The following is a 23396-nucleotide window of genomic DNA, read 5'->3' as shown; positions in this document are numbered from 1 at the left end:
CAACAAAAATTGCTGTATACATACAGCAGCCGGTATCTAAACAGATACCGGCTTTTTTGTATGCTTTGGGTGACTAGGTCGAAATTTATTTTTAACTACATGCACAATTCAACACAGGTTTACGGGCTGCAGTGGTTTCATCCAGGCGCGTGACGGGAGTGGTATAGGGTGCATTGAGCACCAGCTCAGGATTCTCCTCGGCTTCGCGCGCAATTTGAATCATAGTGTCGACAAAAGCATCCAGCGTCTCTTTGCTTTCTGTTTCCGTCGGCTCGATCATGATGCATTCCTCTACATTTAGCGGAAAATAAATGGTAGGTGGATGATAACCGAAATCAAGCAATCGTTTGGCTACATCCAGCGTACGCACTCCAAATTTCTTCAAGCCTCGCCCTGACATGACAAATTCGTGTTTGCAATGCCCAGGGTAAGGCAGGTCAAAATGCGGAGCCAACCGATGCATCATGTAGTTGGCATTGAGTACAGCGCATTCGGATACTCGCTTCAAGCCATCAGGACCGTAGCTGCGGATATAGGCATAGGCACGGACGAGAATGCCAAAGTTGCCGTAAAAGGCTTTGACCCGTCCAATAGAATCTCCCTGCTCCCGGTCCCAGCGGTACATCCCCTGCGAATCACGTACAACAAGCGGCTTGGGCAAATAGGGAATCAGTCGCTGCTTTACGCCGACAGGTCCCGCGCCAGGGCCGCCTCCGCCGTGAGGGGTGCTCATCGTTTTGTGCAGATTGAGATGCACCACATCGAAGCCCATATCCCCGGGGCGGGTAATTCCCATGATGGCGTTGGAATTTGCCCCGTCATAGTAAAGCAGACCACCTGCGTCATGCACGATCGCGGCAATGTCAGTAATTTGCTTCTCAAACAGGCCCAGCGTGTTTGGATTGGTCAGCATGAGCGCAGCGGTGTCGTTGCCTACGGCTTGACGCAGCGCATCCAGATCCACCAGCCCCTCTGGGGTGGAGGGTAGGGTGACTGTTTCGAAGCCCGCGACAGTTGCACTGGCGGGGTTCGTTCCGTGCGAGGAATCCGGCACGAGCACCTTGGTACGTCGCTCACCACGTGCTTCGTGGTACGAGCGGATCATCATCAGCCCGGTCCATTCGCCATGGGCGCCAGCAGCGGGCTGAAGCGTGACGGCATCCATGCCGGTCAACGCAGCCAGATCGTTTTGGAGCGTATACAGCAGCTCCATAGCACCCTGGATGCTACCCTCCGGCTGATAGGGATGGATTTTAGCAAAGCCTGCGTAACGGGCGACATCCTCGTTCACCTTCGGGTTGTATTTCATCGTACAGGAGCCAAGCGGATAAAATCCGTTGTCGACGCCAAAATTACGCTGGGACAGGGCGGTATAATGGCGAATAACATCTACTTCGTATACCTCGGGTAGTGCCACAGGCTCGCTGCGCAGCGCGTAATCTGGCAAAAGCTCTGCTACCGGGCGACGAGGGACATCGCACTCAGGAAGGGAATAGGCGATGCGACCCGGACGGCTCAATTCAAAAATGAGCGCCTGATCGTGTTCCTGCAACAGCTCTTGTTTCTGATCCTGTCCGGCGTGTGTCATAGCAATCCCTCCAAGGTGTGTACAAATTGGTCGATCTCTTCTTTGGTTCTTTGCTCCGTTACGGCAATCAGCATATGACCAGCAAGCTCCGGATAGTCCCGGCCCAAATCATAGCCTGCAATAAATCCGGCAGCCAGCAGATTGTCCTGAAGTTTGCTCATATCTGTGCCTTCAGGCAGTCTAAGGGCAAACTCATTAAAGGTCGGTGCATGAAACGAGGCAGTTACGCCTTTCAAGCTCAGCAATTGCTCTAATGCATAGCGACTTTTATGCACATTCAGCTCGGCTACTTCCTGGATACCCTGTCTTCCCATGACGGACAAGTACACTGATGCCGATAAAGCAAGCAACGCTTGATTGGAGCAAATGTTAGAGGTAGCCTTTTCGCGGCGGATATGTTGTTCTCTCGCTTGCAAGGTCAGCACGAAACCGCGTTTGCCGTTACGGTCTGTGGTTTGGCCTACAATCCGTCCAGGGATACGGCGCATATGCGCCTGTGACACGGCAAAGTAACCGCAGGTCGGACCGCCGAGCGAGGACGAGATCCCAAGCGGCTGTGCGTCGCCTACCACAATATCTGCGCCTTGCTTGCCAGGTGCCTCCAATAAGCCAAGCGCCAGTGGGTTGGCACTGACAACCATAAGTCCTTGCTGCGCATGGATGAGTTCAGCCATCGGCTTCAAATTTTCGACGGCTCCGAAAAAGTTGGGGCTCTGAACCAAAACAGCCGCTGTCTGTTCCGATATAGCTGCGGCTAGCGCATCGACATCCGTTACGCCGTCTGAACAGCCAATCTCCACGATGTCCAAATCCAATCCGCGTGCATAGGCTGCCAATACCTGACGTGCCTCTGGATGGACAGACCTTGATACGATGAGCTGTTTACGGCGCGTGGCTGCGGTAGCCAATGAGCCTGCTTCCGCCAGAGCTGTCGCCCCATCGTACATACTGGCATTAGCTACAGCCATGCCTGTCAATTCGCAAATATACGACTGGAACTCGAAGATGGCTTGCAGCTCGCCCTGGCTTACTTCCGGCTGATAAGGGGTATAGGCTGTGTAAAATTCGGATCGTGAGGTGATGTGTTGGATAACGGACGGAATATGATGATCATAAATGCCTGCACCAAGAAAGCTGGCATGTGTATCTGTATTGGCATTGTGTCCGGCCAGTCTGGCCATGTGGCGGGTTAAGGCTCTTTCGTCGAGCCGAGAGGAAAGAGGGAGTTCCCCTTGGTATCGAATAGCCTCTGGAATGTCACTAAATAGCTCATCAATGGATGATACGCCTACCACACGCAGCATTTCGGTTTGGTCTTGTTCGGTCATGGGGAGATAGCGATGCTGCTTCATAGGTTCTGGCTCCTTTCGAAAAGCAAAATTTAGATAATAAATTAGCTAATACATAAACGGAATTGGAAAATCCAGAATTTCATATACGATATGATCGTTTTTTCAGGAATGAAGAGAGTTTAAGATCAGCGTGGCCGTTTATAAAAGGGGGCTGCGACCACCTCCGCACGTAGGAGTTTACCACGAATTTCGACCTCCAGCGGTGTAGATAGGGTACTATAACGACTGTCCACCAGGGCCAGCCCTAGATTGCGCTTCAAGGTGGGCGATTGGGTGCCGGTGGTGACCTCACCGATGTGTTGGCCTTCAGCAAATACCGGATAATGAGCGCGCGGGATGCCGCGGTCCATCATTTCCAGCCCAATCAACTTGCGAGGAATTCCTTGTTCTTTCTGGCGTTGCAGTGCTTCCCTGCCGATAAAATCTCCTTTGTTCAGCTTGACGAAGAAACCTAAACCAGCCTCAAGCGGTGAAATGGTCGCAGATAACTCTTGCCCGTACAGCGGCAGCCGCGCCTCAAAGCGCAGCGTATCGCGAGCACCAAGTCCAGCAGGAATCAGCCCATACGACTCACCGCAACGAAGCAAACCATCCCAGACGGCAGGTGCTTCCTCAGCAGGTATATAAAATTCAAAGCCGTCTTCGCCGGTATATCCGGTTCGCGAGACAAGCGCTTTTGCTCCAAACAATTGCACGTTCTCCTGGAATCGGAAAGATGCCAGATTCGTTATATCTGTATCTGTCGCGGCAGCGGCAATACGTGCTGCTTCTGGTCCTTGCAATGCCAGCAATGCTATTGCGTCAGACACATTCTCCAGATGAACCGATGCAGGTGCGTGGCGAATAAGCCAATCCCAATCTTTGTCGATGTTGGAAGCATTCACAACGAGCATGTAGCGCTCTGGTCCTTTGCGATATACAAGCAAGTCATCCACTACGCCTCCGTCGGGGTAACAAAGGAGTGAATATTGTGCCTGACCCGGTTCCAACTGGCTGACATCATTTGTGGTTACTCGCTGCAAAAAAGCCTCGGCTTCTTTGCCCTCAACCAAAAACTCGCCCATATGCGAGACATCGAATAAGCCCGCGCGTTGGCGGACGGCCTCATGTTCTTTTTGGATGCCGCTAAACTGAACGGGGAGCTCCCATCCGCCAAAGTCAATACAACGAACTCCGGGTTGCGTCCCGTAGGACGAATATAGTGGTGTTCTTCGCAAATTAGACATTTTTCCACTCCTATCCAGTGTAATCGGCCAAAACAAAAAGACAGGCTGAAAGAAACGTATAGACGGCGGTCCATACTCTTTTTTCAGCTCTGTCCTTGATACCAGAAAGTTACCCCGGCATGTACCGGGTTTCCCCTTGGGTGATCCGCTCTAATCGCGAATGCTCTCCAGAGATGCGTCCGGCAGAGGTCCTTTTGCCTGAGAGATTCACCTGCAATGCAAGTTTACTCCTTCGGCGCTACCTTTTGGATCAATGGTATGCTACCCGGTCCTGCAGGTAACAACTTGGATCCGATTCGCGTGCATAACTGTCTCACAAACGACAACAGCTATGAGAATCCTTTTGGCAGTCTCTCCCTCCGCGTTCATCCGCGTTTGCAGTTGTCGATGTATTTCCAAAAGCATTTGCTATAACCCATTAATACGCAAATTCATTCAAAATGTCAATAAAAATGTCATATGAAACAATATGAAAAACATTTAATGTATAAATAAGGATATGTAAGCGTTTGTTACAAGTTATTATTTTTGATAGACTATGCTATATAGGTTGGTATGAAGTATTTTTGTTAGTATTATTGACATGGATGTTCTTGTTGTCATAATCTTAACCTGTCTAATACAAGTGATCAAAAGCATTTTATTCATGTGGAAATGAGGCGAAACGGATGAGTGAAGTGAAACAGGAACTTTGGTATACAGACGAACATGAGTGGGTCCAGCGCACAGCGGATGGAACGTTGCGAATCGGCATTACAGACTTTGCACAGCATCAACTGGGTGATATTGTTTTTGTGGAATTACCTGGGGTGGGAACAACGATTGAACAGGGGGCGGAGGTCGGCACAATTGAATCGGTGAAGACAGTCTCCGATCTTTTTGCCCCGGTGGCGGGAACCGTTATGAAAGTGAATGAAGCTCTGGAAAGCACACCTGAAATGGTGAATGAATCTCCCTATGAAAAGGGTTGGATGATCGAAGTAGAATTGAACAATGATGTCGAGGAAGCTGTGGGCAAGCTGCTGTCTGCGGAGCAGTACGAACAGTTGATTTCGGATGAGCAGTAATAAGTAATACAGCATGAATTACTACCTTTTATTTTGATTTTCTGTATGGATCTTGAATTAAATAAGAGCATCGTGAGTCCGCTCGGTTTTTGTATAAAATAGTCGCTATGACCTGACATAGCGGCTATTTTTTTGTTGTTTTAGAAGACGTAATTGCGTCATTTCCTCAGATTTAGAAGGGTGTCCCATTAAAAACTATGCAGATTTACAACTATGTTTTTTCGACTAATTTCTATTGTTATCGGCCATATTATGAAGAATTATGCAGGGATAATGCCTTGGCGTTACTTTAAATTTAAATGTTGTCATCAACGTTCATGACGAAAGTACGTTTTCATTTCGTTGATGAAGATAGCGCTGTCATTTAGTATGAATTTTAAGAAAAGGTAGTGATGCTATTTACTCACAAGGAGGATATGAATATGAGCACAGTGGACACAAAGTCCAGTTCAAGCGGTGGCGCTCGTGTTGCCGTACAACGTTTTGGCCGTTTTCTCAGCGGTATGGTTATGCCGAATATGGGAGCCTTTATTGCGTGGGGATTAATTACAGCACTCTTTATTCCGACCGGGTGGTTCCCGAACGAGGGTTTTGCACAACTGGTTGATCCAATGAAAAATTATTTGCTGCCGCTGTTAATTGGTTATACAGGAGGCACAATGATTCACGGACAGCGTGGAGGTGTGATCGGTGCCATTATGACGATGGGTGTCATTGTGGGGGCCGATATCCCGATGTTCCTGGGCGCAATGGTAGCTGGTCCGCTGGCTGCATGGATATTGAAGAAGTTCGATAAGGCCGTTGAAGGCAAAGTCAAATCCGGTTTTGAAATGCTGGTCAATAATTTCTCGGCTGGGATTATCGGTGCCATTCTAGCACTACTCGCTCATGTGGGCATCGGTCCGGTCGTACAAACCATCAGCCAAGTATTGTCGGCAGGGGTACAGTTTCTCGTAAATGCAGGGCTTTTGCCGCTTGTCAATCTCATTATTGAGCCCGGAAAAGTATTATTTCTCAACAACGCATTGAATCACGGAGTATTGAGTCCGATTGCGCTGGAGGAAGCTTCAAGAAGCGGGAAATCCGTTTTGTTCATGCTTGAATCCAATCCTGGGCCGGGCCTCGGTATTTTGTTGGCCTATTGCCTGTTTGGTAAAGGCTCTGCGAAGTCGTCTGCTCCTGGTGCAGTCATCATTCATTTTTTCGGCGGGATTCATGAAATTTATTTCCCTTACATTTTGATGAAGCCGATTCTGATTCTTGCTGCTATAGCAGGGGGCGTTGTGGGAACCTTCTGTTTTATGTTGACAGGTGCCGGACTGGTTGCTGCTCCTTCACCAGGCAGTATCATCGCTTATTTCCTGATGACACCAAAAGGTGGATATTTGCCGATGCTGAGCGGTGTGGTCGCTGCTGCGGTCGTATCCTTTGCTGTGGCCGCAGTATTGCTCAAGACAGGTAAGCAGAAGGAAGAGGGGCTGGAGGAAGCTGCATCCCGCCTGAAAGATATGAAAAATCAAAGCAAAGGTGCAAGTGCTAGCGCCACTGTAGCGGAAAGTAACCAAGCATCTGGTCGTACTGTCGAGGCTGCTACAGATCGGCTGTTCAAGGATAAATCCGAAGTGAACAAAATTGTCTTTTCCTGTGATGCAGGTATGGGCTCAAGTGCCATGGGAGCTTCCATTTTACGCAAGAAAATGAAACAGGCGGGCGTGGACGTTACGGTAACAAATACGGCAATCAGTGAAATTCCACAGGATGCGGACATTGTCATTACGCAAAAAACGTTGACAGACCGGGCTAAAACGGTAGCCCCGAATGCTGAGCACATTTCCATTGACAATTTTCTGAAAAGCCCTGAATACGAAGCGCTGGTTGACCGTCTGAAATCCGACTCTTAATCCCTATAAAGTCAGCCGTCTGTGTACAGTTTGTATTTCCTGCTGAAAGGGAATAGAGCTTGGGAAGGAACGGTATGCGCTTATGAATATTACGAAACGACAATCTGACATCGTGGAGTATCTTTTGGAGCAGCCCCATGAGGTTACAGCCGGGGAAATTGCCGAGAAGATCAATGTCAGCACAAGGACGGTCCATCGGGAACTTGGCGCAGTCGAGTGTTGGTTGGCGGCTCATGAGGTAAAGCTGGAGAAAAAATCAGGGATCGGTATCTATGTGGATGTCGACCCGACTCAGCTTGCAAGTCTACGAGAGCAGTTGCTGTATACGAAGTCAGACGATTACTCGGCTGAGGAGAGAAAGATTGTAGTTCTGTGCATGCTGCTGGACACACAGGAGCCGATCAAGCTGCTGGCGCTGGCATCGGATTTGAAAGTCACAGTAACTACGGTCAGTCATGATCTGGACGAATTACAAGGATGGATCAAAGATCGAGGACTCGTGCTTGTGCGCAGACGGGGATACGGTGTCGAGATTACAGGACGGGAAATAGACAAAAGACGGGCGATTTCTGAGCTGGCTCTCGAATATTTGGATGAATCGGATCTGTTTTCTGGTCGTGAGGAGCTTCGACCGGTGACACGTGTCACTGAAAAGTTGCTGGAGATGATTGGCAGGGAGAACTTGCTAACCGTGGAGAACGCCCTCTGGCAGCCTCATGATCAATGGCTGAAAAACATGGTGGAAAGCAAATATATGGAGTTACTGATTCAAATTTGCGTGTCGCTGGCACGTCTGCGACTCGGGTACGTTGTAGAACATCGTCCCTCCCTCCCGTATTTGAAGACAGATTCGGAGGAGAATATCATGCTGCGCACAGCTATGGTAGAACGCATATGCGCAGAGTTGTCGGCGGCGCTGGCTATTGACTTTCCAGACCAGGAACGAAGTTATTTCAGGTTACTGTTCCGTGATGCTGAGGATCATTCCACACGGTTGCTGCCACTGGATGATCTTGTACTGCTGGAGTTGGTTCATGAGTTGATTCGTCGTGTGGAGGCAGAGACAGGCACACTACTTGCCGAGGACCGCGTTTTGCGTGAAGGACTGATAGCCCATATGGCTCCGGTACTCAAACGTTTGAGGGAGGGGAAGTCCATCCGCAACCCTCTCCTTCAGCAAATCCGCAAGGATTACGGTAGCTTGTTCGAATCGGTCAAAAAGGCTGCGGCGGATATGACAGAAATGGAAGTACCGGATGAAGAGATCGGATTTCTGGTCATGCATTTTGGCGCTTCGTTGGAGCGGCTGCGACAATTGCAGCGGGAGGTTCGAGCCATCGTAGTCTGCACGAGCGGAATTGGCTCCTCCAGACTTCTGGCAACAAGACTGGCCAAGGAGTTGCCACAGATCAAAATCGTGGATAGAGCCTCATGGTACGAGGCGACGCGGATTCCGAAGGAGGATTATGATCTGATCATTTCGACAGTGGAGCTACCGCTTGAACCGGATCGTTATCTCAAAATCAGTCCGCTGCTGACGCAAGAGGAGAGTGACCGTCTGCGTCATTTCATCCAGCATATTACACTCAATCAACTTAATGACCATCCTCAGGAACAGGCCGTTCAGTCCGGCCAGGGCATGGAATGGCTTACCGGTCTACGGAAAAGCCTTGAGGAGATTGTACACATTGTACAGCAATTTCAAGTATACCCGCTGGAAAACCAAGGGATGGATATGTCAGCTACTATAGAGGCTATCTGCATGATGGAGGCAGTGCGGGGAAATGTCACAGAGCCTTCTGTTGTTGCTGAACAACTTATAGAAAGAGAGCGTCAAGGGAGTCAGGTGATTTCTGATACTTCCGTTGCTTTGATTCATACGCGCAGTCCCTATGTTCGCCAGCCTTCGCTGACCTTGTATAGGTTGGCTGAGCCGCTGCTGGCGGATGTAGATGAGCAGGTAGAATGCGTCCTGCTGATGTTGGGACCTCGTGAGTTGCCGAAGGAAAGCTTGGAGGTATTGAGCGAGATTAGTGCATTACTGTTGCAGGAAGACATGATTACGCTACTGGAACATGGTAGCAGGGATCAGATTGCCAATTATATATCGAGTGAACTGGCTGAATTTTTTCACAGTAAATTAGGGACAGGGAGGAATCTAACGTGAGTATTATGACGATAGACAAAATAAAAATGAACGCAACCGCCAAAGACAAATATGAGGCGATCCGTATGGCAGGGCAAATCCTGCTGGATGCAGGACATATTACAAGTGAGTACATTGACAAGATGCTTGAACGCGAGGAGATTGTATCCACCTATATCGGGAATGGGCTGGCGATTCCACATGGTACCAAGGAATCCAAGATGCTTGTTCAGTCTACAGGCATCTCCATCGTTCAGTTCCCGCAAGGCGTAGATTTCGGGGAAGAAAAAGCTTACATGGTGATCGGCATTGCAGCCCAAGGTGGCGATCATATGGAGATTTTGACTAATATCGCTGTAGTATGTGCGGAGGAAGAGAATATGGAAAAACTTCGCAATGCGGTGACTGCGCAGGAAATTATTGATCTGTTCGAAAGTGAGCTGGAGCTATGAGAGCCGTCCACTTTGGAGCAGGAAATATCGGTCGTGGCTTTATTGGGCTGATTTTGTCGCGCGCAGGCTATGAGGTTGTCTTTTCAGATGTCAATGAAACTCTTGTATCCGAGTTACGCCGCCGCAAGCAATATACGGTAGAGTTGGCGAATGATACGAAGGATACGGAGACGGTGACGAATGTAACCGCAATTGATGGCAAAGATGCATCCGCTGTAGCGGATGCGGTAGACCATGCCGATCTGGTAACGACCGCGGTAGGTGTCAGCATCCTCAGGCATATTGCCGCAGGTATTGCCGAGGGGATAGCAAGGCGAGTAGCACGAGGGGCGGGCCCGCTGCATGTTATCGCCTGTGAAAATGCAATCGGAGGCAGCGCCCAACTGAAAGAGCATGTTTTTGCGCTACTGGATGAGGCGACTCGTGCCAAGGCAGAGGTTTTGGTATATTTCCCCAATGCTGCGGTAGACCGGATTGTGCCGATCCAGCATCATGAGGACCCCTTGCATGTGCAGGTAGAGCCTTTTTACGAGTGGGTTGTGGATCGCTCGCAAATGGCTCCTGACCATGAGGAAATCGAGGGCATTCTTTATGTGCAGGATCTGGAGCCTTATATTGAACGCAAGCTGTTCACGGTGAATACGGGGCATTGCGTGGCGGCCTATATTGGTTATATCGCAGGTTATGCCACGATCCAGGAAGCTATGAAGGATAAGAAGGTGGTGGATTCGATCCAAGGGGCGCTGGAGGAAACAGGAGCGGTGCTTGTGAGGCGTTTCGGTTTGAATCAAGGGGAGCATAAGAAGTACATCGCCAAGATTTTGGATCGCTTCCGCAATCCAAATCTGACAGACGAGGTTACTCGGGTCGGACGATCACCGCTGCGCAAGCTGTCTCCCAATGACCGTCTTGTACGTCCCGCGCTGCAAGCGCAGGAGTATGGCATTCCAACTGATCATCTGGCATTAGGAATGGCAGCTGCCTGTAAATTTGATATTACGGAAGACCCTGAAGCAGTTGAGCTTCAGCAGGTGATTCGCAGCCATGGAGTGAGCGTGGCGCTGACACGATATACATCCATACCTGCAGATGACCCGTTACTTCGGCAGGTTGTGGAGAAATATGATATTATAAATTCATAAAACAACGTAATAACACGCACTCATTTTAATTATCCTCTTGAAGTCAAAACTTCTACATGCACACTAAAGTGTTCTGTAAAGTTGAACTTCAGGAGGATTTTTTAATGCGTGATTTACATCACATAACAACCTGATTAAATTTTATATATTGATAATGATTATCATTATCTATAAAATATTATCAACTATATATATTAGGGGGCTTACTGTGAAACCAATTTATATTACCTTAGGGTTTTTATTTTTGGCGCTGGGAGTTATTGGCGTAGTGGTACCGTTGCTGCCGACTACACCGTTTCTGCTGCTATCAACGTTTTTCTTTATGCGGGGGTCTAAAAGGATTCATGAGTGGTTTTCAAATACGTCACTGTATCAAAAATATTTGGAGAGTTTTGTTCAAACCAGGTCGTTGAAGCTGTCTACAAAAATTACGTCATTGGGCTTGGCGTCAGCTATGCTGATTGCAGGCTTTATCTTTACGCCTAATATATGGGGCAAAACGCTTATCGTCTTGGTCATCCTGTTCAAATATTATTATTTTATATTTCGAGTCGGAACTTTGAGGGAAGGTGCGACGGAAACTCCTTCTTCAACTGAAGCCACCCCTCTTCCGAAAAAAAGATCTAAAATGGTCGACGGTCGTCTGCTAGGCCTGGTGGAACATTCTCGAAAATATATCATCCTGGGTGTGCTTGTACAGTGGATTGGACTTTTAGGGAGTATAGCCGCTGTTTTGTCTATGGCCTTTGGGATACAGCAGGCATGGGAAGGACAAGCGACTCGCAAGCTAATTCTATCCATAACGGTCATTGTTATGGCTGCTATTGCCGTTCGTTTCCTGAGTAATTATGCAGCCAGTATGCTGTCCTATCGGGCTTCAATCAATGCCAAGAAAACGCTACGCTCGCAGATTTACAGCAAGCTGCTAAAGCTGGGACCCTCATATACGGACTATACCTCCACCTCGGGGGTTATTCAGGTTGCTGTAGAAGGGGTGGAGCAGCTTGAAACCTATTTTGGAAGATACATGCCTCAGCTATTTTACAGTCTGCTTGCACCCGTAACGTTGTTCATTACCCTCTCTTTTGTCAGCTTCAAAGCGGCCATTATTTTATTGATCTGTGTTCCCTTAATTCCAGTGTCCATTATTGTCATTATGAGGATGGCTAAAAAGCTGTTTCGGAAATATTGGGGCAGCTACGTCAATCTGGGCCACAGCTTTTTGGAAAATGTACAAGGTCTGACCACGCTCAAAATTTACGGGACAGACCAGGATAAACATCAAGAGATGAACACGGCGGCTGAGGATTTTCGCAAAATGACAATGAAAGTGCTGACTATGCAGTTAAACTCCGTAGCTGTCATGGATCTTATCGCATTTGGCGGCGCTGCCGCTGGTGTACTGGTCGCGATAAGCGAATATTCTTCGGGTCACATCGGCTTGGCAGGAGCGCTCATCATTGTTTTGTTGTCAGCAGAGTTTTTCATTCCGCTGCGTTTGCTCGGTTCTTACTTTCATATCGCCATGAACGGAATGGCAGCAAGCGACCAAATATTTCAAATGCTGAATACAGAGGACCTTGTACAGGGACAACAAAGCATACAAGCCACAGACATTCGATTGGAACGGGTAAGTTTTGCTTACGACGAAAGAGATACCTTGCGTAATATATCCATGAATATTCCTCAAGGCAGCTTTGTTTCCATTGTTGGAGAATCAGGCTCAGGTAAAAGTACAGTAGCCGGATTGATCGTTGGACATCATGGAGGGTATCAAGGAAGCCTGACGATTGGAGGAACTGAACTGACCTCTTTATGTGCTGCAAAATGGTTTGGTGGCAGAATCCGGAACGCATCAGGAGCTATTGAGACAGCAGGGACATTATGCGGAGATGTATCTTAGTCAGCATAGGATGGAACAGTTTGTAAAAGGGGGGACTGTATATGCGTAGACACGGTTTACGGATCATGGGTCAATTGTTGGTCTTGGCGGGACCTCTTTTACCTGTACTGCTCATCACGATCGCTACAGGAGTGCTTGGCTTTGTGTGTGCTATTGGCATTATTGTATACGGGGTGCTTGCCCTATTGACAGCAACAGGCATTGCGACAGGCTACAGCATAACATTTTTGCTGACTATCATCGTGCTATGTGCTGTATTGCGCGGTATATTTCGTTATGGCGAGCAAATGAGTGGTCATTATCTCGCTTTTAAGCTATTGGCCGTGCTGCGAGATAAGGTGCTTCTAGCTTTGCGTAGATTGGCTCCAGCCAAGCTCGAAGGCAAGGACAAAGGGAATCTGATATCACTGATTACAAGTGATATTGAGCTGTTGGAAGTGTTTTATGCGCATACGATTGCGCCCGTTATGATCGGCATCCTCACTTCACTGCTCATGGTATCTTTTATAGGTTCTTATGAGCCTCTGCTAGGTGGGATCGCTGCGCTTGCATACATAACCGTTGGTTTGTTCATTCCCCTGCTTACGTCACGTATGGGCAAGCGTCAGGGGATGGAATACCGAAGTAGCTTCGGTCAGCTGAGTAGTTATTTTTTGGACAGCTTACGCGGGATGAAGGAAATTGTGCAATATGGGCAAGGGGAGCAACGATTGAATGAGATTAACCGTCGCACGGATCAGTTGGATGCCAAACAGAAGGACTTGAAGCATCATGAAGGCATCACAAGAGCGGTCACAGATGCGGCTGTAGTTGGATTTTCATTTTTGATGCTGCTAGCTGGATTGTATGGCATGTCTGAGGGACAGATAGATGTTACAAGTATGCTGATTTCAGTCATTGCCCTGTTCAGTTCATTTGGCCCGGTAGTTTCGCTGAGCAATTTGTCCAACAATTTGCTTCAAACGCTGGCAAGCGGGGAGCGAGTGCTGAGTCTGCTAGAGGAGACCCCGGAGGTAGAAGAAAATATCGATGGAATGAATGTTGGCTTTGCTGGAGCGCGGCTAGACAAGGTGACTTTTGCATATGATGGTCAAACGGTACTGAATAATGTAAGTCTCACAATCCCGCATAAGCGAATTATAGGGATTCAGGGTAAAAGCGGCTCCGGCAAGTCAACGTTGCTCAAGTTGCTGCTGCGATTCAGGGACCCGCAGCAAGGTGGGATTTTGCTATCTGAACACGATTTGAAGGACATTGAGACCCGGCATTTGAGAAGCTTGCAGAGCTACGTCGATCAGCATACATTCCTGTTTGATGATTCCATTGCAGCTAATATCAAAATTGGAAAGCCTGATGCTACACATCAACAGGTTGTAGAAGCTGCCCGTAAGGCATCAGTGCACGATTTTATTATGACATTGCCTCAGGGATATGACAGCCGGGTCGGAGAGCTGGGGGACAGGCTGTCTGGTGGAGAACGTCAGCGCTTGGGGCTAGCCCGAGCCTTTGTCCATGATGCGCCCCTCCTACTGCTGGACGAACCTACTAGCAATTTGGACAGTCTGAATGAAGCGATTATTTTAAAATCGCTAAAAGAACAGCAGCAAGATGAAACGATTATTCTTGTTTCGCATCGAAGCTCTACTATGCGAATAGCTGACGAAATTTTTCAAATGGATCACCGTCGACTCTCCTGAGAATTTTGCATGTTATAGCATACTTTTTTCTGCCTATTCTTTAAGTGATAAAAGCAAGGAAATAAATGTGATGTTTTAAAGGCGAAAGCTGTAGCCTGTTCATCGTTTTGTCATAAAATGGAGTGTACGTGCTAAAATGGAGCGTCATCCTTATTTAAATCATCCAGCTTTTCAAGCTTGTCTTATTTTGATAGCCTATGAGGTGAGGATTTTGCAAATCCTGAGGTATAATGACAAGTCATAAACATCATAAATGATGGATGAACAGAGGCTATAAGCCGATGTATAAAAATGGGTGGTGAACAGGAATGTCTGATTTCAATCAGCTCAAGGGGCTTGAGCACACAGCATATCCCATATATGAAGGCAATGATTTGGGTCTTACTTATACGCCTGCAGGCAGCAATTTTAAGGTATGGGCACCGACTGCCCAGCAGGTTCATATAGCGTTGTATAACGACGCGGGGGTCTACGATCAGGAAGGAATCGTTCAGGAGCACGGCGGGGGTCAGGAATTTCCCATGAGTCGTGATGGTCAAGGTGTCTGGTCTATAGAACTGGAAGGCGACTGGAACAGATATTATTACATGTACAGGCTGGAGTGGGCAGACCACACTGTTCATTATGCTGCCGATCCATATGCCACAGCGGTATCAGCCAACGGGCAGCGTACAGCTATCATTGATTTGGATCAAACCAACCCGAATGGATGGGAAAGGGATAAGGGACCTGTACTTGAGCGTGCGACAGACGCCATTATCTATGAGCTTCATGTGCGTGATTTCTCGATGGACCCTCATTTTAATACGGGTATAAAAGGTTTATCTGCTGCTCAAGGGCGATTTGCAGCCTTTACGTATACGGGCTTAACGGATTCCGAGGGTAACCGTATCGGACTGGATCACTTGCTGGAGCTGGGTATTACACATGTTCATTTGCTTCCAGTGGCTGATTTTCATACGGTGAATGACTTTGTGGAATTAGGAACGGAATATAACTGGGGCTATGATCCACAGCATTATAATGTGCCGGAGGGGTCTTACTCTTCCAATCCAGCTGACCCGGAGGCGCGTATACGCGAGCTGAAACAGCTGGTACAGTCTCTGCATGCGGCTGGCATCGGTGTCATTATGGACGTCGTGTACAATCATACGTATTCGGTGGAAAAGGGTCCATTTGAGCCTGTAGTACCAGGGTATTATTACCGTACGGATGAGCAAGGGAAGCTTACCAATGGATCAGGTGTAGGTAATGAGGTTGCAACCGAACGTCCTATGGTGCGCAAGTATATTAAGGATTCATTACGCTTTTGGGCAGAAGAATATCACATAGATGGCTTCCGGTTTGATTTGATGGCGTTGATTGATACACCGACTGTAGAGCAGCTTACACGAGAGCTTCGCTCTGAAATACGTCCCGATCTGCTGATCTATGGTGAGCCTTGGACAGGAGGGGAGTCCCCGCAGCCTTTGCTTACGTTAAAAGGAACGCAGCGGGACAAAGGTTTTGCCGTTTTTAACGACAATTACCGCTCTGCCATTAAGGGAGATAGCGACGGTACAGGAAGCGGATTTGCCACAGGGGCAGAAAATCAGGAGGATCGGGTACTGCAAGGTGCTTTTGGAGCTATTTATGATTTCACAGCTCAGCCATCAGAGACCGTCAATTATGTAACGGCCCACGATAATCTCAATCTGTGGGATAAAATTTTGACGGTTAGACATTTGCGGGAGAATTGCCGTTTTCCGCAATGGGAGCAGGGGAACCCCAAAGATGGAAGAACAGCTAAGCAAGCTGTAGCCGAAGCTGATCCCTATCAGGAACTGGATGAAAGTAATCTGCTTGAAAACGAAACTGTACGCAAGTCCCTGTTGGCTAACGGCATGGTCTTGACCTCGCAAGGCATTCCTTTTATCCATGCAGGAGATGAACTGCTGCGCTCCAAATATGGAGATCACAACAGCTATCGAAGCTCTGATGCGGTGAACGCTATCCGTTGGGATAACAAGGCAAGGTTTCGCCCCGTGTTTGATTACTACCAGGGCTTAATTGCTTTACGGCGAAATCACCCGGCATTCCGCATGGATCGTCGTGAGCTCGTGGAGCAGCATATGGAAGTCCTGCAAAGCAGTGGGCATGTGGTGGCTTTTGCATTGAGGCATCATGCTAACGGCGATGCCTGGAATCATATTGTGGTGATTTATAACGGCTCGGATACAGAGCAGACCCTATTATTGCCTGCGGAATCGGATCGTTGGCATGTAGTCGTGGATGCACACGGGGCCGGGAATGAGACACGATATGAAGTGGTAGGCCATCGTGTGACGGTATCCCGTTGGTCTATGATGGTGTTGTACGATCAGGAAGAACCTGCGCGAGTCTTCTCTGTAACTGAAGAAAATCAAGCCAATCAGCAGACGGATAATGAAGCAAAAGGTTTGGATAAGCAGATAGATCTGGAAATTGCAGGTACTGCGCGGGCAGAGAGTCTCCTTGAAAATGATGGAGGAGCTACCCCGTTTCGCACAATTGAATTGATCTACGAGCGTGCAGACCGGCAATACTCCGGCTGGAACGTGTGGGTATGGGGCACTGGGTATCGTGACGGACATGTTGAATTTCAAGATTTAGATGACGGTCGGGCAATAGCCCATATTCAGGTGGCTCCTGATGTCCAGCGAATAGGCTACATTGTCCGTCTGAATCACTGGGATGCCAAGGATGTGGAGGCAGATCGATATATTGATGTAGACCTGACCCGGTCGGTGATGCAGGTGTTGATTCATAGTGGCAGAGAAGAATATTTATTACTGGTTAACGATAACCGGGCGGGATAGATTTGTAGGCCTGGTTGCATATATACACGAGAAAATAGCATTTTTCGATCAATTCGAGAGATGCTATTTTTTTTGCAAACGTGCTTCACTTTCAGAAAAAAGGGGTAAAATAGATTTATGGACTTGTTTAGTTTTGCCAGCTTGCTGGCTTATATTCTGTAGTATAACTGGTAAACAAGCAAGATTCTTGGAGAAAGACATTTGTAAGGTAACCTAAAGGAGGTTGTAATCATGAGTTCTAATGGAGGAAGTATTCAACTGACCGCCCAGCCGAGAACAGAGAAGAAGGGTTCGGCCATTCGTGGACTAAGGTTAAAAGGACGGATTCCAGCTGTGGTTTACGGCTCTGAGATTGAGGGTACTCCTGTACATGTGGATGCCAAGGAATTTAACAAAGTAGTCAAAACCGGACGTTCAGAGGTGTTTAACCTCGCAGTGGAAGGCGGAGACACGATTCCGGTTATTATTAAAGATTATCAACAGCGTGACAACCAATGGTTGCATGCTGATTTTCTAAAGATTTCCAAAAACAAACCACTTCGCGTGCGTGTCTCTATTGATTATCAGGGTATACCTGTAGGTACAAAAGCAGGCGGTATTCTGCAAATTCAAGAAACAGAGGTCGAAGTTGAAGGGTTGCCTTCTGACTTGCCGTCCACGATTGAAGTGGATGTATCCGCATTGGATATTGGGGACAAGCTGAGCGCAAGCGACTTGAAGCTTCCTAAAGGTGTGACGCTGCATGTCTCTGAAGAAGAACTGCTGGCATCTGTGATCGTTCCGCGTGCAGTCGAGGTAGAGAACGCTGCTGTGGAAGGTGATGCAGCGGCAACGGAAGGTGCTGGAGAGGCTTCCGAAAACAAGGAATCCTAAATAATCAGCGGGGACATGAACGTCTGCTAATTTAAGAAGTTGATCCAACCATAAGTCAAAACCGCTCCCTGTTAGGGTGCGGTTTTTTCTTGAAAGCACGACCATTCATTCAATACGCGTAATGATATGACGATATATATAGTAGGCATTTACATATTTATTTTATGAATACCTAATATATCTCTCTAAGGAGCGCGTACACAATCATGGACAGAACGAATGAATTGTTGTGGCAAAGAAACAAATTGGTGATCATTATTTTTTGGATTATGACTTTGAGCAGCATCGTCCCGGCAGTATCTAATCCCTCGATGTGGATATCTAGCGGTGTAGGATTTGTAGTCGCGGCAGTTTTGATGATTTTGAATATACAAAAGATGGGAATCCGGCTTATTCCTTGGATTATTACATTTTATAGTGCATTAATATGTATATTGGTGAACTTATCTAGCGTGGAGGTAGTGACTACGATCTTTATTTGTTCATTGTTGCTGCTCTACCCATCTTACCGATATTTTTCGGCAGCTATGACTTTAAATCTATGTAATATATTTGTACAAATTACGATCGGTACGCCTGCAACTCTGCCAGCTACCGGTTCTTTGCGTTATGTGCATGAGTTTATTATTGTATTGCTGATTGGGTTGCTATTGCTAGTGGTATCGGTGTTAAATCAAAAGCAGTTTAAGATAACGGAAGAACAACATAAAAATATGGATGCCACAAGGCAACGTATTGAATTTCTGTTTGAGCAGGTAAGACAAGCGGTAACGGGATTACATAGTTTTACAGAGCGATTCAGGAATCAAGTAGATGCTACAGGTAGCGTGACGAATGAAGTCGCCATCGGGTTTCAGGAGGTTGCCAAAGGGGTAGAGATGCAAGCTTCGAATATCACTGAGGTAACCGATAACTTGGCTCAGTCTGACCGGCACGTACGCGAGGTTGCCGATCATTCTCGAGAGTTGAAGCAGCTCTCCGAGGATACGAAGAGTGCCGGGAGCAGAGGGAGCAGTCAACTGCTTGCATTAACGTCTCAAATTAAGGATTTGGGTCAGGTGATGAGTCGTACCAAAGAAGAATTGGATGAGTTTAAAGTGCAGAGTGACAATATGTCTGCCATGCTTAAAGATATTACTCAAATCTCAAAGCAAACCAATTTGCTGTCCTTGAATGCATCCATTGAGGCCGCCAGAGCGGGAGAGCATGGAAAAGGATTTGCAATTGTAGCTGGAGAAGTGCGCAATTTGGCTGAAATGGTTGGGAACACCTCGGTAGCAATGGAAGGTATTTTGAACCAGCTGAGAATGCAGATGGATTCCGTCGTAAGCCAATTCGATATGGGACAGGAAAGACTACAGCAAAGTATGGAGTCTGCACATTCGACCGAAATTGTACTAGAGGATATCCTGCAAAATGCCAGTAAAGTATTGACGCAGGCCGTGGAGGTAGAGTCCAGTACGAATAGTATGCAGCAATTCTCGTCTCAGGTCGTTCAAGAGATGATGGAATTTTCCAGTGTGACAGAACAAGCGAGTGCAGCATCAGAACAAATATTGGCTGGAGTTGAGGAGCAACGAAATATAACCTCCAATATGGTGGCTGGATTTAGTGAACTGGAGGGATTGATCATTCAGTTGAAAGAACTGGTTCATGATCAGAATGAGAATAGCAAACCTACCAAAATCAGCAATAGTAAATAATCGAACCGTTTGCAGTTTAAACGCTTTGTAACAGGGGGGAATGACCATGATCATGGGGAAGCAAGCACCTAAATTAAAAGCTGGAGACGAGATACGCATTCTTTCACCGTCCAGAAGCTTGTCTATCGTTTCTAAGGAAAATCGTCTGATTGCCCTGAATAAGCTGGAGGGGCTTGGATTTAAAGTGAGCTTTTCGCAGCATGTGCTGGAAAACGATGACTTTGCATCTTCTTCGATCGAGTCTAGAGTAGCAGATTTGCATGAAGCTTTTATTGATCCAAAGGTAAAGGGCATCCTGACTTCGATTGGGGGCTATAATGCCAATCAGCTCCTTGCCCATTTGGATTATGAGCTGATCAGCGCTCATCCTAAACGATTATGTGGTTATTCGGATATAACGGCGTTAAGTCATGCGATTTATGCTAAAACGGGGATTATCACATATGCAGGACCTCACTTTTTGACGTTCGCTATGTTGCGAGGAAATGACTATACAACGACTTATTTTCAACGGTTAATGTTGGGGGAGGGTAGCATTCAAATCCAATCTTCGCCAGAGTGGAGTGACGATACTTGGTATCTGGATCAGGATAGAAGAAGCTTTCACCGCAATGCGGGTCCATATGCGATTCATGAAGGAGAAGCAGAGGGTACGATTGTGGGGGGAAACTTGTGTACTCTGAATTTGTTACAGGGAACCCCGTACATGCCTAGTCTAAAAGGAACCATTCTATTTGTTGAGGATGATTACGAAAGCTCACCCGCTACATTTGACCGGGATTTGCAATCATTGTTGCACCAGCCTGAATTTGATCAGGTCAAGGGGATTATCATAGGTAGGTTTCAGAAGGCGTCGCATATGACAGAGGAGTTGCTGAGGCAAATCATTAGTTCAAAAAGAGAATTGGCCTCTATTCCTGTGATTGCAGATGCCGATTTTGGCCACACCACGCCGCAGTTTACATACCCGATTGGCGGGAAGGCGATTATTCGGGCTTATAGTGACAGGGTGAGTATTGAAATATGTGAGTAGTGGTAGGCATATCTGTTTTGATTTGGGAGGAACGCATGTGAACGCCTTGTTGGAAATGCTGATGCAGCTATTTGAACGCGCAGCATTGTTGCTGATTTGTTTGTTTTTTATTACACGTATCCCCCGATTTAAGGAAACCTTGCAGAAGAACAGTCATTCACCAGCGGAGCTGACGATCCTAACATTGATTTTTTGCATGTTTGCATTGTTTGGCACCTACACCGGGATTGAAGTCGAAGGTTCGCTGGTTAACGTTCGCATCATCGCAATTATGGCGGGCGGTATTTTGTTTGGACCCTGGGTTGGGATCATTACAGGTATTGTATCGGGGATTCACCGTTATCTGATAGATATCGGGGGAATCACCTCGATTCCGTGTCTGATTACAAGTATTCTGGCAGGCGTGGTGTCAGGATATATCGGTCGCCGGGTCAATCGTTCTAAGAGATGGCTGGTCGGTATCGCCGCAGGTATGGTCTGCGAAGCGTTGACGATGCTGCTCATTCTGGTGATGGCACAACCCCATAGCCTTGGAGTGGACATTGTGGCCAAGATCGGTTTACCGATGATTATCGGAGAAGTCAGTATTGGCTTAATTGTTCTGTTGATCCAGAGTGTGGAGGGGGAAAAGGAGAATATCGCAGCCAGACAGGCCAAGCTGGCATTGGATATTGCCAACAAGACGCTGCCTTATTTTCGTTCAATTAATGCGGAATCCTTGCATACGATTTGCTCGATTATAAAAGAAGACATCAAGGCTGACGCGGTGGCGATTACGGATACCCGAGACGTGCTGGCTTATGTCGGTTTTGGCGAAGAACGCTATCATATTGGGGATGAAATCATTAGCGATGTGACTAAAGCGACGATCCGCAGCGGTAAAATCACGATCCGTAACCATATTGCTGACGATAAAACGCCCCAAATCCAGTCTCTGCTCATTATCCCTTTAGAGGAGCGGGGAGAAGTGACCGGGACCCTGAAGATTTACTACCGAAAAGCTTATAAAATCACGTATCCGTTGCAGACGATGGCGATTGGCTTGTCTCAAATCATATCTACGTTAATGGAAGTGTCGCGTGTGGAGCAAATTAAGGAAGCGGCAAATAAGGCCGAGCTAAAGGCACTCCAGACTAAGATCAATCCTCATTTTCTATTCAACGCGTTAAATGCTATTGCCTCGACGACACGCACTAAGCCAGATAAAGCGCGCGAACTGATTATTAATTTGTCAGGCTATCTGCGATATAATTTGGAGTTGAATGATGACTTGATCGAAATCCATAAGGAGCTTCAGCAGGTATCCGATTACGTGGAAATTGAAAAAGCCCGCTTCGGTAATCGGCTTCAGGTGGAGTATGTAATGGATGAGGTTTCCGTGCGTATTCCAAGCCTAATCATCCAGCCCTTGGTTGAAAATGCGATTAACCATGGAATTCTCAAGAAAAAGGGGCCAGGTACAGTAACCATTTCTGTAAAGGACCGTGGCGAAAAAGTGCGTATTTCTGTAGCTGATACCGGGGTGGGTATACGGGACGATGTGGTGGATAACCTTTATCATGATCAGGTTCCGGCTAAACAGATCGGCTTGTACAATGTGCACAGAAGACTCAAGCTGATGTATGGTGAAGGAGTTATTATTCTTAAACATGATCCGGGCACCGAAGTTTATTTTGACATACCAAAGGAGAAGTCATGAAGGCCATAATTGTGGAAGACGAGCTTCCGGCGCGTGAAGAGCTGGAGTATCTTATTCAGACGCATAGCAGCATTGAGGTGACCGACAGTTTTGAGGATGGATTGGATGTGTTCCGGTTTCTGCAAGATCAGGAGACGGACGCGATCTTCCTGGACATTAACATTCCTTCGTTGGACGGGATGCTGTTGGCGCAGAACATTAGCAAATTTGTCAAAAAGCCCTATATTATTTTTACGACTGCCTATAAAGAACATGCGGCGCAGGCCTTTGAACTGGAGGCATTTGACTATATTCTCAAACCCTATGATGAAAAACGGATCGCATCGATGTTACGTAAGCTGGAAAATGCTTATGAACAGCGGAACGCTCAAATACAGGAGCCTGTCCAGGCTGGGCAAACTCGCGTGGCTGAAACCAACACCGTTGTTGCTCCGGGACGTATTAATTTGCTGAAAAATGACAAAATTATCGTAACGGATGCGAACGATATTTACTATGCGTGTGCGCAGGAAAAGGTAACTCGTGTCTTTACAAGGCACGAAGAATATACGATGCCGATGAGCATTTCGGAATTTCATGCCCGGCTGCCGCAGCAGGATTTTTTTCGCTGTCACCGATCTTACACGGTGAATCTGTCGCAGATCCGTGAAATTGTACCTTGGTTCAATCATACGTACCTCCTGCGCTTGCGTGGACTAGAAGCTGAAATTCCGGTAAGCCGTAGTAAGGCCAAGGAATTTCGGCAAATTATGCGACTTTAAAGGCATTTCATTCCGC

16 protein-coding genes and 2 riboswitches are annotated in these 23396 nt (G+C 47.3%); of the genes, 13 read left to right on the top strand and 3 right to left on the bottom strand.

Annotated features, from left to right (window positions below):
- Positions 1-91: 91 nt before the first annotated feature.
- The 3 genes from gcvPB to gcvT all read right to left on the bottom strand — a co-directional run bounded on the left by gcvPB (position 92) and on the right by gcvT (position 4166).
- Positions 92-1588, bottom strand: coding sequence for an aminomethyl-transferring glycine dehydrogenase subunit GcvPB (gene gcvPB / locus FKV70_RS14310; protein WP_142613265.1), 1497 nt, complete (start codon positions 1586-1588; stop codon positions 92-94).
- Complete coding sequence (gcvPA, locus tag FKV70_RS14305) at positions 1585-2940, bottom strand: aminomethyl-transferring glycine dehydrogenase subunit GcvPA (protein WP_142613264.1); 1356 nt, start codon at positions 2938-2940, stop codon at positions 1585-1587. Before gcvPA ends, gcvPB begins: the two co-directional genes overlap by 4 nt.
- A gap of 125 nt (positions 2941-3065) precedes the next feature.
- The gene (gcvT, locus tag FKV70_RS14300) at positions 3066-4166 is read right to left on the bottom strand and encodes a glycine cleavage system aminomethyltransferase GcvT (RefSeq protein ID WP_063212087.1); all 1101 of its coding nucleotides are present in this window, start codon (positions 4164-4166) and stop codon (positions 3066-3068) included.
- Between the two features lie 79 nt (positions 4167-4245).
- Positions 4246-4342: riboswitch (glycine riboswitch) on the bottom strand.
- A riboswitch (glycine riboswitch) is annotated at positions 4343-4443 on the bottom strand.
- Positions 4444-4834: 391 nt separating this feature from the next.
- Between gcvT and gcvH the strand changes: the two genes are divergently transcribed.
- From gcvH to FKV70_RS14235, 13 genes are all read left to right on the top strand, one after another.
- Positions 4835-5233: a glycine cleavage system protein GcvH gene (gene gcvH, locus FKV70_RS14295; protein ID WP_142613263.1), complete on the top strand. Its 399-nt coding sequence runs from the start codon at positions 4835-4837 to the stop codon at positions 5231-5233.
- Between the two features lie 422 nt (positions 5234-5655).
- Positions 5656-7134 carry a PTS mannitol transporter subunit IIBC gene (locus tag FKV70_RS14290; protein ID WP_064796833.1) on the top strand — a complete coding sequence of 493 codons (1479 nt, stop codon included), beginning with the start codon at positions 5656-5658 and terminating at the stop codon, positions 7132-7134.
- A gap of 82 nt (positions 7135-7216) precedes the next feature.
- Complete coding sequence (locus FKV70_RS14285) at positions 7217-9301, top strand: BglG family transcription antiterminator (RefSeq protein WP_142613262.1); 2085 nt, start codon at positions 7217-7219, stop codon at positions 9299-9301.
- Positions 9298-9732 carry a PTS mannitol transporter subunit IIA gene (locus FKV70_RS14280; RefSeq protein WP_142613261.1) on the top strand — a complete coding sequence of 145 codons (435 nt, stop codon included), beginning with the start codon at positions 9298-9300 and terminating at the stop codon, positions 9730-9732. Before FKV70_RS14285 ends, FKV70_RS14280 begins: the two co-directional genes overlap by 4 nt.
- Positions 9729-10874 carry a mannitol-1-phosphate 5-dehydrogenase gene (locus FKV70_RS14275; protein WP_142613260.1) on the top strand — a complete coding sequence of 382 codons (1146 nt, stop codon included), beginning with the start codon at positions 9729-9731 and terminating at the stop codon, positions 10872-10874. Before FKV70_RS14280 ends, FKV70_RS14275 begins: the two co-directional genes overlap by 4 nt.
- 208 nt (positions 10875-11082) lie before the next feature.
- On the top strand, positions 11083-12777 hold the full coding sequence (locus FKV70_RS14270) for a DUF454 family protein (RefSeq protein WP_244310746.1): 1695 nt from the start codon (positions 11083-11085) through the stop codon (positions 12775-12777).
- A gap of 41 nt (positions 12778-12818) precedes the next feature.
- A complete protein-coding gene (locus tag FKV70_RS14265; protein WP_142613259.1) occupies positions 12819-14474 on the top strand; it encodes an amino acid ABC transporter ATP-binding/permease protein in 1656 nt (551 codons plus the stop codon).
- A 308-nt stretch (positions 14475-14782) separates the two neighbouring features.
- Positions 14783-17311 carry a type I pullulanase gene (pulA, locus tag FKV70_RS14260; RefSeq protein ID WP_142613258.1) on the top strand — a complete coding sequence of 843 codons (2529 nt, stop codon included), beginning with the start codon at positions 14783-14785 and terminating at the stop codon, positions 17309-17311.
- Positions 17312-17542: 231 nt separating this feature from the next.
- Positions 17543-18184, top strand: coding sequence for a 50S ribosomal protein L25 (locus tag FKV70_RS14255; RefSeq protein ID WP_142613257.1), 642 nt, complete (start codon positions 17543-17545; stop codon positions 18182-18184).
- Between the two features lie 206 nt (positions 18185-18390).
- On the top strand, positions 18391-19887 hold the full coding sequence (locus FKV70_RS14250; RefSeq protein WP_142613256.1) for a methyl-accepting chemotaxis protein: 1497 nt from the start codon (positions 18391-18393) through the stop codon (positions 19885-19887).
- Positions 19888-19933: 46 nt separating this feature from the next.
- Entirely contained in the window at positions 19934-20920 is a 987-nt protein-coding gene (locus FKV70_RS14245; protein ID WP_142613255.1) for a S66 family peptidase, read from the top strand.
- Between the two features lie 37 nt (positions 20921-20957).
- Positions 20958-22619, top strand: coding sequence for a sensor histidine kinase (locus tag FKV70_RS14240; protein ID WP_208738407.1), 1662 nt, complete (start codon positions 20958-20960; stop codon positions 22617-22619).
- Positions 22616-23380: a LytR/AlgR family response regulator transcription factor gene (locus FKV70_RS14235; protein ID WP_142613254.1), complete on the top strand. Its 765-nt coding sequence runs from the start codon at positions 22616-22618 to the stop codon at positions 23378-23380. Before FKV70_RS14240 ends, FKV70_RS14235 begins: the two co-directional genes overlap by 4 nt.
- The last annotated feature ends 16 nt before the right edge of the window (positions 23381-23396 follow it).

Origin of the sequence: Paenibacillus ottowii (assembly GCF_006874425.1) — a bacterium.
Classification (GTDB): Bacteria; Bacillota; Bacilli; order Paenibacillales; family Paenibacillaceae; genus Paenibacillus; species Paenibacillus ottowii.
This window is presented reverse-complemented; position numbering and strand designations above follow the sequence as displayed.